Genomic DNA, 13,470 nt, shown 5'->3' on the forward strand with positions numbered 1-13,470 from the left:
TCAGCGCACCGGCTGCTTGAGCGCCGAGGCGCGATGGCCGGGACCGTCGTCGCCGCCCCGGTCGATGCGCGCGAGGATCGCGTCGAGCGCGCGGCTGATCGCGGTCTGGGTGCGCACCATCTCGATCTTCGGCCAGGCGGCGCGCTGGCCGGTGTCGATCAGTTCGTCGATCTCGGCCTGGTCGAGGTCGCTCAATATCTTGGTCGGCGACCAGAATTTGGGCGGGCGGATGATGTTGATGTCGCCGGTATATTCCTGATTGATCACCGAACGCGCCATGTTGGCGAGGCTGTTGAGCGGCGGCAGCAGTTCGAGCGGCTTCTGAAAGATCACCATATTGGCGTTGAGCCACGCCTTGAAGGTCATCATCGACGCGTGCTGGATCGCCTCGATCGGCGCCATCTGCTTGCGCGTGTCGGTCGCGAAGGGCAGCGCGAGCGGGTTCGCCTGACTAACGATATGGTGGTTGACGCCATAGAGGCGTTCGAGCCGCTTGGTCGGAATATCGTGCGTCACCGACCCGTCGACCCAGCGCCGGTCGGGCTGATAGGGCACGCGCTCGCCCCGGTCGTCGCGCGCCATCAGCGTCACCGGCGGAAACACCCCCGGCACCGCGCACGAGGCGAGCACCGCCTCGCGGATCAGCACGTTGGGCGCGGTGATCGCGTTGAGCAGGCGGCCGTTCTGGTGCTTTTCGGCCGGCGCGACCGAGACGTTGAGGTGGCGGCCGCTGATCTCGAACGCCTGCTGGAAGGTCAGGTCGGGGATCAGTGCGGCGAGCCGGTCGCGCACCTCGTCGGCGGCCAGCCGGCGCAGTTCGGGGTCGCGATCGGGGTTGGCGAGGCTGTCGCCCTCCAGGAAGGCGCCGATCTCCGCATCCTTGCGCGTGCAGATGATCGCGGCGACGATCGAGCCGCCGCTCGACCCGGCGAGGATGTTCGGCAGCACGCCCTCCGACCACAGCGCGCGCACGACGCCGACATGGAAATAGAGGAAGGCGCCCGACCCCGACAGCAGCAGCGCCGAGCGGCCGTAGCAATGCTGGGCGCGGCGGAAGAAATCGCGCTTTTCGTCGCGCGGGATCGCGCGCGAGGCGGCGATCCGGTCGAGCGCGGACACGACCGCGGCGATATAATCCTCGATCAGCCGCTTCGTGCCGAAGCGCGATTTCTGATAGAGGCGTTCGTGCCCCATGCCATCGATGTTGCCGTGGATGCCCTCGTTGAGGACGAAGAGCAGCCCCTTGACGTCGTTCGCCGCCGACAGCGCCTGCAGCCTTTCGAGCCGGGCGCGGATCGCACGATAGTCGAAATTGCCGCTTTCGTCGGCGTTGCGCCACGCCAGCGCCCCCGACTTGCGGTCATGCTCCTGCGCGGCCTGCGACCATTGGCGATAATCGGCGGCGGTCGCGAGGTCACGGTCGGCACTGAGCGTCGGGGTAAAGAGCATATCTGGTCCTGCGTCGGCTATTTCTTGCGAGTCTTGCCGGTCGCGTTGCCTTTGGCAACCGATTTCGCCCGGCCTTTCGCGGGAGCCTTGGCCTTTGCCCTGGGCCGCGCTGGCGCCTTCGGCCTTGCCGTAGCGGCCTTCGGCTTCTCCGCCGCGGGCTCCGCTGCCATCAGTTCGGCAAAGCTGTCGTCGATGCATTGGCGGAAGAAGGCAATGTCGGGCAGGATCGCGCGTTCGGAGATTATCGAGAAGGCGATGCGGCCGTTGTAGCTTGGCGTCGCGATGAACAGCCCCATGTTGTTGGCGAGCGGCGCTAGGCCGTGCTGCTGCACGAGCTGCGCCCCGGCGAGATAGAGCGGCACCTGCGCGCCGGGGACGTTCGAGATGAACAGGTTGGTGCCGCGCACCGCGAAGCGCTCGCTGGTCACGATGCGCGCGACCGCCGCCATCGTCGCGCCGGGGATATGCTGCGACAGGTCGGTCATCAGCCGCGCGCTGACCCCGGCCTTCGCTTCCTTCGCCTCGACCGTATAGTCGCGGATCGCGGCGAGCCGTTCGAGCGGATCGGCGATGTCGGTGCGCACCGGAACGCTCATCGCCGAAACCTGGTTGCCCGGGGTCGAGGCCTTTCCCGCCGCCTTCTCCTTGCCGCGCAGGTTGATCGGCGCGACCGCGACGAGGCTTTCCTTCGGCAGCTCGCCGTGCCGGTCCAGATATTTGCGAAGCGCGCCGCCGATGGTCGCGATGACGACGTCGTTGACCGTCGCGCCGGGCACCTTGCGGCGCACCGCCCCGACATCGGCGAGCGCGACGGTGGTGCCGTCGAACATCTTGTGCGGGCCGACCGCGACGTTGAAGCGCGTTTCGGGGACGCCCGCGGCCATCCCGCCCTCGCTGATCGACTTGCGCGCCGAGGCCATGATCGCCGGCGACATCTTCATCAGCGCGTTCATGAACTTGACCGGCGATTGCAGCGACGCCGCCCACGCGCGCGCCGCCGCCTCCGTCCCCGACGGCGCCTGGCCGAGGTCCTCGACCGGCGGCGGCTCGGCTATCGCGGGGGTGCCCTTCGCGTCGATGTCGCTCATCGCGATGAAGGCGTGGGCGCCCGATGCGCCGTCGACCGCGGCATGATGGACGCGGTGCAGCATCGCAAAGCTGCCCTTCGGGATGCCGGGGATGCGGTCGAGCCCCTCGATGACGTAGATGTCCCAGAGCGGCCGGTTCATGTCCATCGGCTTCGAATGATAGCGCGCGACCGCGATGCAGAACTGGCGCCAGTCGCCGGGCTCGGGCAGGCGTGTGGCTGATGTGCGCCTCTATGTCGAAATGCTCGTCCTCGACCCAATAGGGATGGTCGAGGTCGAAGGGCAGCCGGTGCAGCCGGCGCTTGAACAGCGGCGAGGTGTCGACGCGGGATTCGACGTGGCGGATGATGTCCTTGAATCGCACGAAGCCGCCCGGCGCGGTCGAAGGGTCGTAGATATAGACCCCCATGATATGCGTCAGATTGTTCGCGGTCTGCGTGTAGAGGAACTGGGCGTCCTGCGCGCTGAGTTGCTTAAGCATCACTTCCTCCTAAACCATCGTCATTGCGAGGAGCCGAAGGCGACGCGGCAATCCAGAGCCCGCGTAGACCGCTCTGGATTGCTTCGCTCCGCTCGCAATAACGAAGTTAAATAACCCACCGTCATTCTCCCGCAGCCGGCAGCCGGTCCGCGAGCGCCAGCGTCGCGAGGCGCATCGATTCCATGACGTTGGCGAGACCGCGCAGTTCCGCGAGCAGCGCGCGGCGCGCGCCGAGGCTGTCGGGGGTGGCGGGGCCCGCCAGTCCCATGTGGCGCATCAGCGCGAGGCCGTTGGCGAAAAGCAGCTTGCCGATCGCCGCCTGGCTGCTGATCCGGCGCAGCAGCCAGGCCTGCCGGCCTTCGGCGAGCGCGGTATCGATCAGCGCCTTTTCATCGACCGTGTCGCCCGGACGGGCGCGGGCGAGGATGTCGGCGACGACCGAATAGGCTTCGGCGAAAGGCAGCAGGATCGCGTGGCCGACCAGTGGCTGGCAGCGCCGGATAAGCTGCGCGACGCCGCGGTCGCCGTTCGCCAGCCGCTTCGCCCAGGCGGGGTCGATGCGCGCGAGCTCGGCCTCGATCGCGGCGCGATGCTCGTCGCGCGGCGGATAGAAGAATTCGAACTTGAACAGATCGCGCAACCGGTCGACCCGGGCCCAGAAAGCCTCGGTCGAATCGCGGCTGTCGGCATCGCGAAGCTGGAACAGCGCCAGTTCGATCATCGCACGGTCGAGGAAATGGTGCGCGATGATGTTGCGGTAATAGCTCGCCATCGGATGCCGGGCGGGCTCGATCGAATAGACATTCTCGCTCCCCGCCTCGTAGCGGGCAAGGAGGCCGCTGGCGACGAGCGTGTCGACGGTGGCCGAAAGCGCCGCCTCGTCGCCGGTTTCAAGCTCCTTGCTGAGGCGGATGCCGCGCGCCCGCGCCCAGGCGGTGACGGCGGCGATGCCCGCCAGCACCTCTCCGGCGGTCGCGCCGCGCGGTGCGGCGCCCAGCAGCATCAGGCACATCACCGATGTCACGGTCAGCGGCGTCACCCGGTTCGCCTCGACCGCGACCGCGAAGGCGATCGTCTCGAGCGCGCGCTTGTCCTCCGGCCCGGGCGCCGCGTCGATCACGATGGGATCGCCAAGGTCGATCCGGATGCGGCCAGACGGCTGTTTCAGGCTTTTCAGATAGCCGAGGAACCAGCTCAGCGATTCGGGCTTCTTGACGCGCCCGGCCTGTTCGGCGGCATATTCCTCGACATCGCGGATCAGGTCGAAGCTGGTGACGAAGGGGACGAAATGGACGCCGCGCGTCCCCGTCGCATGCGCCGCGTCGAGGACATATTTCATCAGCCCATATTTGGGCGGCATCAGCTTGCCGAGCCGCGACCGCGTCCCCTCGAAAGCCCAGGACAGCGGAAAGCGCTTGGCGAGAAGCCACGCGATATAGTGGCGCAGGACCAGCTTGTAGACCGGCTGGTCCTGAAAACTGCGACGGATGAAGATGATCCCCGAGCGGCGAAAAAAGGTGCCCATCACCGCGAAGTCGAGGTTGGCGCCGCCGAAGCTGTGGAGCATCGGCATGTCGTTCTCGTAGGTCAGGCGGCTGGGCGTCGCGCCGTCGATATAGGTCTTGTGCGTGAACAGGATGCAGGTGGGATGTTCGCGCAGCACCGAACGCAGCTTCGCCAGTTCGGCCGCGTCGACCTCCATTTCGGGCGCGTAGCCGCCGAACATCATGCGATCGAGCCGCGCGCGCAGATCGAGGAACAGCGCGCCGGGGGTGGCGATCACCTCCTTCATCAGCGGCCGTGCCTCGCGATAGAGGTCGGCGACGGGACGGCCGAGCTGCTGCGCGAGATCGGCGAGCGCGGCGCGGAACTGCGGGCTGGTGCGCAGGCTGTCGGCGACGAAGCGCGGCACCTTGTAGCGGCTGCCGCGAATGCCGCGTTCGGCGACGTCGAGCGCGAGTCCCGCCTGCCGCGCGACGAAGCCCGCGAACTCGGCGCCGCCCGATTCGCACCCGTCGCCGCCGCCGGTCTGCGACAGGAAGCGCGCCTGGAGCGCGCCCTGCGTCGCCGCTTCGCCGACCAGTATCTGCGCGCGGCGCCGGTCGCGCCACAGGATGAAGCGCGCGCGCAGCGGCCCCGGCTGGCGCGGGTCGCCGAAGATCAGGTGGCGGAATTTGAGCGCGCGGTCGCGGTCGAAGCCGGGGATGCGCCACGCGACGCGCAGCGGCACTACCTCGCGCGCCGGATCGCCCGCCAGCCCGGCGCGAAGCGGATCGAGGTCGAGCGCCTCGTCGCCGTCGGCGATCGCCAGGCTGACCCAGCGCGGCGCGCCTTCGCCCTCCAGGCCCCCGGCGGTCGCGTGGACCCAGTCGAGCAGGATGCGCCGCTCCACCCGGTTGCGGGCATCGATGATATAGAGGCGGTCGGCCGCCGAGGCCTGCGAAGCGACGGGCGCGCGGGGCGTTCCGTCGGCCACGGCCTCACCCCTCTCCCATCAGTGCGAGAAGCGTGGCGCCGAAACGATCTCCGGTCCGCAAAGACGGTCCAGGCCCGACGGCTGGAGATGGCTTCGCTACGCTCGCAATGACGAGGTGATTCATGCCCTAGGCTGTCCTTCCCTTTCGAGGGGAGGGTTTCTTCCCTGGCGCCGCCTTCTTCGCGGCTGCGACCTTGCGCGCGGTTTTCTTCGGCGGCGTCGCCTCGGCCGCCTCGCCTTCTTCCTCCTCCTGCCCCAGCGTGCGCAGGAACAGGTTGCGGACGTCGCGGACATGCGCGTTCAGCGTCTTGACGCTCCACTTCGACGTATCGACCGGCGGCAGCACGGTGACGCGCACCGTCGCGGGGCGCATCACGAACTCGTTCTTGGGCGCGACGTCGGTGGCGTTGTGGATGACGATCGGGACGATCGGCACCCCCGCCTGCATCGCGAGGTGAAAGGCGCCCTTCTTGAACGCGCCGAGCTTCGGGGTCAGCGTTCGCGTGCCCTCCGGCGCGATGCAGATCGACTTGCCCTCGATCCGGATCGCGTCGACCAGCGGCTCCATCGCCTTGATCGCGCTCTTGCCGTCGGCGCGGTCGACGAAGACGGTGCCGCCCCATTCCATCAGCTTCCCCAATATGGGGATGTCCTTGATCTCCTTCTTTCCCACCCCGCCCATGTCGCGGCGGATGAGCTTGGCGAGGATCATCACGTCCGCCTTGCTCTGGTGGTTGAAGATGAAGACGCAGGGGCGCGCCGACCAGAGGTGTTTTTCGTCCTCCACGTCCAGTTCGACGCCGGTGATCGCGGTCGCGAAATCGCCGAACAGGCCGATCGAGAAATTCGCCGCCTCGCGCTGCGAGCGGGTCAGCGCCCAGATCGGCAATCCCGCGGCGAAGGCGCCGACGAGCGAGCCGGTCGCATAAAGGGTGCGGGTATAATCGACCCACGACGGCGTGCCGCGGCTGGCGAAGCGCTGGACCGGCCAGCCGCGCTCCTCGGCAATCGCCTTGAGCTTGAGGTTCGGGTTGAGCGGACGCGGCTTGCCGACGCGTTCGAGCAGTTCGATGTCGTCGTCGCTGTCCGAATAGAAATAGCTCCGGTCGAGATCGAGGCCATATTCGGCGGCCAGTTCCTCGGCCGCCAGCACCTTGCCCTCGCCGAAGCACAACGGGCGGATGATCTCGCCGGTGAAGACCCCGTCCTCGACCTCGTAGGACGAGCATTTGATGTCCGCGATGCCAAGGTCGCGCGCGGTCGGCGCGATCTGGTAGATGGTCGCCGACGAGACGATCGCGACGCGGTGCCCCTTCGCCTGGTGCGCCTCGATGATCGCGCGGGTTTCGGGATAGATCTTGCGCGCGATATGCTTCTTGTAAAGCTCTTCGCCGAATTCGACGAAGCTGTCCTCGTCGACCCCCTTCATGAACTTGGCGGCGGCCGACATCACGCCCGAAAAGCCGATGTTGCCGAGGCTGTGCTGCGCGATGACGTTCGCGGTCTCGGCGATCTCCTCGACCGACATCTCGCGGCGCTGGAACTTCTCGCGCAGCATCGCGGTCGCCGAATAGCCGGCGATGATCGTTCCGTCGAAATCGAAGAGCGCGGCGATATGCGGTCCGGGTTCGGACGCGAGGACTTCTTCCAAATGCGGCTGCGGCCTCGGCACGCGCATCTCCCCCACCAGCGGCTGTCGCGCCGCCTTTCGTCGCACGATGACAGCAAAGACGGGGTTAATCAATGCGTCCGATTCGCCGCTCCGGCGAAAGCCGGGACGATGGTCAGGGACGGAGCGCCGCCGCTTCGCGCGCGAGCCCCTCGACCCGTACGGGATCGAGCGGGCCCGGCGGCACGACCCAGCTGCCGCCGACGCACAGCACCGGGTCGAGCGCCAGCCATTCGGGCGCGCTCGCGGCGGTGATGCCGCCGGTCGGGCAGAAGCGCGCCATGCCGAAGGGCGCGGCAAGCGCCTTCAGCGCCGGGATGCCGCCGCTGGTCGCGGCGGGGAAGAATTTGAAATGCGACAGGCCGAGGTCGAGCCCGCGCATGATATCGCCCGCGCTCGCCACGCCGGGGAGGAAGGGAATGCCGCTGGCGACCGCCGCCTGGCCCAGCCTGTCAGTGAGGCCGGGCGAGACGATGAATTCGGCCCCCGCGTCGACCGCGCCCGCCAGCATCGCTGGGTCGAGCACGGTGCCCGCGCCGACGACCGCGCCCTTCACCGCCTTCATCGCGGTCAGCGCGTCGAGCGCCGCGGGGGTGCGCAACGTCACCTCCAGCACCGGCAGGCCGCCGGCGACGAGCGCTTCGGCCAGCGGCACGGCGTCCGCGACCCGGTCGATGACGATCACCGGGATGACGGGCGCCAGAGCCATGATCTGCGCGATGCCTGTATCTGCCATTTTCAACTCCGTTCGAAATCTCAAATTCCGTTCGCCCTGAGCCTGTCGAAGGGCCGTTCTTTTTCTCGACGTTGCAAAAAGAAGGACGGTGCTTCCCCCGGCCTTGATCCGGGGTCAGCACGAACGGGCGTGTATTCAGATAACGCTGTCCATCGCCGCCAGAATCGCCGAGCCGCCCTTTTCGGCTTCGTCGGCGTGGAGGCGGAACAGCGCGAACAGTTCGCGCCCGACGCCGAGGCCGGGCGGCGGCGGCGCGGCGGGCGGGCGCGCCGCCCATTCGGCGGCGTCGACCAGCGCCGCGACCTCGCCCGTCTGCGCACAGATGCGGACGATGTCGCCGTCCTTCAGACGGGCGAGCGGCCCGCTGACCCCGTCGAAGCCGGGCAGCGCCTCCGGCGACAAATGGATCGCGGCGGGCACCTTGCCGCTCGCCCCCGACATGCGGCCGTCGGTGAGCAGCGCGACGCGGTGGCCCTGATCCTGCAGGACGCCGAGCGCCGGGGTCAGCTTGTGCAGTTCGGGCATGCCGTTGGCGCGCGGCCCCTGGAACCGCACGACGACGACGACGTCGCGGTCGAGTTCACCCGCCTTGAACGCGGCGAGCACCTGGTCCTGATCGTCGAAGATGCGGCACGGCGCCTCGATCGTCCAGCGATCCTCCGCCACCGCGCTGGTCTTGATGATCGCGCGGCCGAGGTTGCCCGCGAGCAGGCGCATGCCCCCGTCGGGCGAGAAGGGCGCCGCGACCGGGCGCAGCATCGCGTCGTCGCGGCTCTCGGCCGGGGCGGCCTGCCAGTGCAGTTCCTCGTCCGCCAGCACGGGCTCCGACGCATAATCGACGAGCGTGCCGCCGACGGTCAGCACGTCGCCGTGCAGCAGGCCCGCGCCCAGCAGTTCGCGGACGACGAAGCCGGTTCCGCCCGCGTCGTGGAAATGGTTCACGTCGCCCGCGCCGTTCGGATAGACGCGCGCGAGCAGCGGCACCGCATGGCTGAGCTCGTCGAAATCCTGCCAGTCGATGACGATCCCGGCGGCACGCGCGATCGCGGGCAGGTGAATCGCATGGTTTGTCGAACCGCCGGTCGCGAGCAGGCCGACGATCGCGTTGACGATCGCCTTTTCGTCGACACAGCGCGCCAGCGGACGATAATCGTCGCCGTTCCAGCCGATCCGCGTCAGCCGATGGGTCGCGGCGCGCGTCAGCGCCTGTCGCAGCTTCGTGCCCGGATGGACGAAGGCGGCGGCGGGGACGTGCAGTCCCATCATCTCCATCATCATCTGGTTGCTGTTCGCGGTGCCGTAGAAGGTGCAGGTGCCCGGCGCGTGATAGGATGCGGCCTCCGCCTCCAGCAGCGCGTCGCGGGTCGCCTTCCCCTCGGCATAGAGCTGGCGCACGCGCTGCTTTTCCCGGTTCGCCAGCCCCGAGGGCATCGGCCCGGCGGGGACGAGGACCACCGGCAGATGGCCGAAGCGCAGCGCGCCGATCAGCAGGCCGGGGACGATCTTGTCGCAGATGCCGAGCAGCAGCGCGCCCTCGAACATCGCGTGGCTGAGCGCGACCGCGGTGCCCTGCGCGATGACGTCGCGGCTGAACAGCGACAGCTCCATCCCCGCCTGCCCCTGCGTCACCCCGTCGCACATCGCGGGCACGCCGCCCGCGACCTGCGCGGTCGCGCCGGCCTCGCGCGCGAACACTTTGATCTGTTCGGGATAGCGGCCATAGGGCTGATGCGCCGACAGCATGTCGTTATAGGCGCTGACGATGCCGATGTTCATCGCCGCACCGCCACGGATCGCCGGCTTGTCCTGCTCCGCCGCGGCGAAGCCGTGCGCGAGGTTGCTGCACGACAGCGCACCGCGATTCGTCCCCGCGTCGCGCTGGCGCTGCATCAGGTCGAGATAGGCGGCGCGGCGTTCGGCGCTGCGGCGGACGATGCGGTCGGTGACGGCGGCGACGGCGGGGTGGAGAGTGGTCATGAGCATTCCAATCCCCTCTCCCCTTGGGGGAGAGGGATGCGCAGACTTGGCAGCTTGCTGCCTAGTCGAAGCTGGGTGAGGGTGTGAACGGCAGCGACAAAAGCAACGGCGGAGACCCTCATCCAACTCCGCCTGGGCGCTGCGCGCCAAGGCTTCGTATCCTTCTCCCGCAAGGGGAGAAGGGATGAAACAATCTCAATCATGCCAGCTTGCCCCGTCGCGTTCGATCAGCGCGATCGCGCTCGACGGCCCCCAGCTTCCGGCGGTGTAGGCCTGCGGCGCGAGATCCACGGCGTCCCAGGCATCGCGGATCGCGTCGATCCATTCCCACTGCGCCTCGACCTCGTCGCGGCGGACGAACAGCGTCTGGTCGCCCTCGATGAAGTCGAGCAGCAGCCGTTCATAGGCGATGCGCCGTCGTTCGCCGGCGAAGCTGTGCGAAAGCGACACGTCGAGCGTCACCTCCTTCAGCTTCACCCCGTCGCGGTCGAGGCCGGGCTGCTTCGCCATCACCTTCACGCGGATATTCTCCTCGGGCTGCAGGTTGATGATCATCATGTTCGCGTCGAGATCGCCGCCCCTTCCGGCCGCACCGACCCGCGCGAAGATATTGTGCGGCACCGGCTTGAACTGGATCAGCACCTCCGACTGGCGCTTCGGCATCCGCTTGCCGGTGCGCAGATAGAAGGGCACCCCCTTCCATCGCCAATTGTCGATGAACGCTTTCAGCGCCACGAAGGTTTCGGTGTTCGACGCATGGCCGAGCTCGTCGGCATAGCCCTTGACCGCGACGCCGTCGACCGCGCCGCTCGCATATTGTCCCTTGACGCTGTGCGCCTTGACGTCGGCGGCGCTCATCCGGCGCAGCGAGCGGAGCAGCTTGACCTTCTCGTCGCGCACCGCCGTCGCCGACACGCTCGCGGGCGGCTCCATCGCGATGATCGCGAGAAGCTGGAGCATATGGTTCTGCACCATGTCGCGTAGCGCGCCGACGCCATCGTAATAGGAAACGCGGCCTTCGAGCCCGACCGTCTCCGCGACGGTGATCTGGACATGGTCGATCGCCTGCGCGTTCCACAGCGGCTCGAACAGCATGTTGGCGAAGCGCAGCGCGAGCAGGTTCTGCACCGTTTCCTTGCCCAGATAATGGTCGATGCGGAAGACATGATCCTCGGCAAAGGCGCTGGCGACCTGTTCGTTGACCGCGCGCGACGAGGCGAGGTCATGGCCGATCGGCTTTTCCATCGCGATCCGGCATTCGGCGCAGGCGATGCCCGCGGCGGCGAGCCCCTGCGCGATGGCGCCGAACATCGACGGCGGAGTCGACAGATAGACGCCGATCGGCCGCGCCATCCGCTCGCCGAGCAACGCGGCGAGATCGTCGTAGCCGCTGCCCGCGCCGGCATCGACCGCGCAATAGTCGATGCGCGCGAGAAAGCCGTCGAGGGCCGCGGCGTCGAGGCGATCCTCGGGCAGGTGATCGGCCAGCGCCTCGCGCACCTGGGTGTGGAAGGCGGCGCGGTCCAGCCGCGTGCGCCCCGACCCGACGATGGTCAGCGTATCGGCGAGCAGCCCGTCCTCATGGAGGTTGTAGAGCGAGGGAAAAAGCATCCGGTGGGCAAGGTCGCCGGTCGCGCCGAACAGCACCAATGTCTCGACCTTGACGTTCACGCGCTATCCCCTTGATCCTGTGCCCCACGCAAATGGCGGATGCGTCCGGGGAATGCAACGCAGCATAGGTCGGCCGGCCCTTGGAGTCCGTCCTGCTCGGGCGAGGGGGTTTGATGCACGCTAACAGGATAGATTCTAAGGCATTTATCGTGTTTGGATAACCACGCCGTGTCCCCGCGCAGGCGGGGACCCAGAGCGATGTGGCGCCGACCTTGATTCTCCCCGCTCTGGGCTCCCGCCTGCGCGGGAGCACGCGGCTTTGCAAGCAAGCCGATCATGTTCCAAGCCCACCTCTGAAGAGGGAGGTGGAAAAGGGTTCAACACGGCCGCCATCCCCTCTAAGACCCGATGCATGACCGACCCCGTGCCGCCGCCCTATGACGTCATCGTGATCGGCGGCGGGATCAACGGCGCCGGGGTCGCGCGCGATGCGGCCGGGCGCGGCGCGCGGGTGCTGCTGCTGGAGGCGGGGGACCTTGCGCAGGGCACCTCGTCGGCCTCGACCAAGCTGATCCACGGCGGGCTGCGCTATCTGGAGCATTATGAATTCGGCCTGGTGCGCGAGGCGCTGAAGGAACGCGAGATATTGTGGGGCATCGCGCCGCACGTCATCCGGCCGCTGCGCTTCGTGCTGCCCTATCGCGATGGGCTGCGCCCGCGCTGGCTGCTGCGGCTCGGCCTGTTCCTCTACGACCATATCGGCGGGCGCCGGAAACTTCCCGCAACGCGCTCGGTCGACCTGCGGCGGCACGCGGCGGGCGCACCGCTCCAGCCGCAATATGTGCATGGGTTCGAATATTCGGACGGCTGGGTCGACGATGCACGGCTGGTGCTGCTCAACGCGCGCGACGCGGCCGACCGGGGCGCGCGGGTCCGCACGCGGATGCACGCCGACCTGATGCGCGTCGAGAACGGCCTGTGGGTGGTCGAGGCGACGGGCGAAGGCGGACGCGCCTATCGCTTCACCGGGCGCAGTCTGGTCAACGCCGCCGGGCCGGCGGTGCTCGACGTGCTGCACCGCGCCTCGGCACCGCCCGATTACAAGATGCGGCTGGTGCGCGGGTCGCATATCGTCGTTCCGAAGCTGTTCGACCATCCCTATGCCTATTTCTTCCAGCTTCCCGACGGGCGCATCTTCTTCGCCATTCCCTATGAGCGCGATTTCACGCTGATCGGCACCACCGATCAGGACCATGACGGGTCGCTGGCCGACGTCCATGCGAGCGCCGAGGAGATCGCCTATCTGTGCGAGGGCGCGAACCTCTATTTTCGCACCGCGATCACCCCCGCCGATGTCGTTTGGACCTATTCGGGGGTGCGACCGCTGGTCGAGGACGGATCGGGCCGTCCCGAGGCGGCGACGCGCGGTTATCGTATCGACCTCGATTGCGACGAGGGCGCGCCTTTGCTCACCATCTATGGCGGCAAGATCACCAGCTATCGCCATGTCGCCGAACATGCGGTCGACGAACTCGCCGCGCATGTCGCGGCGCTGTCGGGCCGGCGCTGGACCGGCAAGGCGCCGCTGCCCGGCGGCGATTTCGCGACCGACGGCGCCGCGGCGCTGGCCGCGGAGTATAAGCTCGCGCACCCCTTCCTGCCCGCCGCGACGGTCGAGCGCATCACCCGCGCCTATGGCACCGACGCGCGCCGCTGGCTGGGCGACGCGGGCGACTGGGACGCGCTCGGCGGCGAAATCGCACACGGCCTGTCGGCGGCCGAATGTGAGTGGATGTGCGCAAAAGAGTGGGCCCAATCCCCCCCCGACATCCTGTGGCGGCGCAGCAAGCTGGGGCTGTTGTTCGGCGAGGATGACGTGCATCGGCTCGCGGCGTGGCTCAATGCGAGGCGCGGCGCAGTTCCGATGCCTGTGGATTGACTCGTTTCGTCATTGCGAGCGGCAAAGCCGCTCGCAATGACGAA

Annotated in this window: 8 protein-coding genes and 1 pseudogene; 1 reads left to right on the plus strand and 8 read right to left on the minus strand. The window is 68.0% G+C overall.

The window, feature by feature from the left end; genetic code table 11:
* From SGRAN_RS17790 to zwf, 8 genes and pseudogenes are all read right to left on the minus strand, one after another.
* The gene (locus tag SGRAN_RS17790; RefSeq protein WP_067185871.1) at nucleotides 1–1,449 is read right to left on the minus strand and encodes a DUF3336 domain-containing protein; all 1,449 of its coding nucleotides are present in this window, start codon (nucleotides 1,447–1,449) and stop codon (nucleotides 1–3) included.
* Between the two features lie 17 nt (nucleotides 1,450–1,466).
* A complete protein-coding gene (locus tag SGRAN_RS17795; protein ID WP_404950380.1) occupies nucleotides 1,467–2,678 on the minus strand; it encodes a WS/DGAT domain-containing protein in 1,212 nt (403 codons plus the stop codon).
* A gap of 127 nt (nucleotides 2,679–2,805) precedes the next feature.
* Nucleotides 2,806–3,018, minus strand: a pseudogene (locus SGRAN_RS23075) (wax ester/triacylglycerol synthase domain-containing protein); the annotation flags it as partial.
* A 121-nt stretch (nucleotides 3,019–3,139) separates the two neighbouring features.
* A complete protein-coding gene (locus tag SGRAN_RS17800; RefSeq protein WP_067185873.1) occupies nucleotides 3,140–5,494 on the minus strand; it encodes a glycerol-3-phosphate 1-O-acyltransferase in 2,355 nt (784 codons plus the stop codon).
* Between the two features lie 127 nt (nucleotides 5,495–5,621).
* Nucleotides 5,622–7,172: an HAD-IB family hydrolase gene (locus SGRAN_RS17805; protein WP_067185875.1), complete on the minus strand. Its 1,551-nt coding sequence runs from the start codon at nucleotides 7,170–7,172 to the stop codon at nucleotides 5,622–5,624.
* A gap of 106 nt (nucleotides 7,173–7,278) precedes the next feature.
* Entirely contained in the window at nucleotides 7,279–7,899 is a 621-nt protein-coding gene (gene eda / locus SGRAN_RS17810; RefSeq protein WP_067185877.1) for a bifunctional 4-hydroxy-2-oxoglutarate aldolase/2-dehydro-3-deoxy-phosphogluconate aldolase, read from the minus strand.
* A 135-nt stretch (nucleotides 7,900–8,034) separates the two neighbouring features.
* Nucleotides 8,035–9,876, minus strand: a complete 1,842-nt coding sequence (gene edd, locus SGRAN_RS17815) for a phosphogluconate dehydratase (RefSeq protein ID WP_067187160.1) — start codon at nucleotides 9,874–9,876, stop codon at nucleotides 8,035–8,037.
* Nucleotides 9,877–10,071: 195 nt separating this feature from the next.
* Nucleotides 10,072–11,547, minus strand: a complete 1,476-nt coding sequence (zwf, locus tag SGRAN_RS17820) for a glucose-6-phosphate dehydrogenase (protein WP_082737338.1) — start codon at nucleotides 11,545–11,547, stop codon at nucleotides 10,072–10,074.
* Between the two features lie 352 nt (nucleotides 11,548–11,899).
* Between zwf and glpD the strand changes: the two genes are divergently transcribed.
* The gene (gene glpD, locus SGRAN_RS17825; protein ID WP_067185879.1) at nucleotides 11,900–13,426 is read left to right on the plus strand and encodes a glycerol-3-phosphate dehydrogenase; all 1,527 of its coding nucleotides are present in this window, start codon (nucleotides 11,900–11,902) and stop codon (nucleotides 13,424–13,426) included.
* Nucleotides 13,427–13,470 lie beyond the last annotated feature (44 nt).

The sequence above is a fragment of the Sphingopyxis granuli genome (assembly GCF_001559015.1).
Lineage (GTDB): Bacteria > Pseudomonadota > Alphaproteobacteria > Sphingomonadales > Sphingomonadaceae > Sphingopyxis > Sphingopyxis granuli.

What these genes read in the sequence shown, in the direction of transcription:
- SGRAN_RS17790 (WP_067185871.1), bottom strand. Translation starts at nt 1,449, where the DNA reads ATGCTCTTTACCCCGACGCTCAGTGCCGACCGTGACCTCGCGACCGCC.
- SGRAN_RS17795 (WP_404950380.1), bottom strand. Translation starts at nt 2,678, where the DNA reads ATGAACCGGCCGCTCTGGGACATCTACGTCATCGAGGGGCTCGACCGC.
- SGRAN_RS17805 (WP_067185875.1), bottom strand. Translation starts at nt 7,172, where the DNA reads ATGCGCGTGCCGAGGCCGCAGCCGCATTTGGAAGAAGTCCTCGCGTCC.
- eda (WP_067185877.1), bottom strand. Translation starts at nt 7,899, where the DNA reads ATGGCAGATACAGGCATCGCGCAGATCATGGCTCTGGCGCCCGTCATC.
- edd (WP_067187160.1), bottom strand. Translation starts at nt 9,876, where the DNA reads ATGACCACTCTCCACCCCGCCGTCGCCGCCGTCACCGACCGCATCGTC.
- glpD (WP_067185879.1), top strand. Translation starts at nt 11,900, where the DNA reads ATGACCGACCCCGTGCCGCCGCCCTATGACGTCATCGTGATCGGCGGC.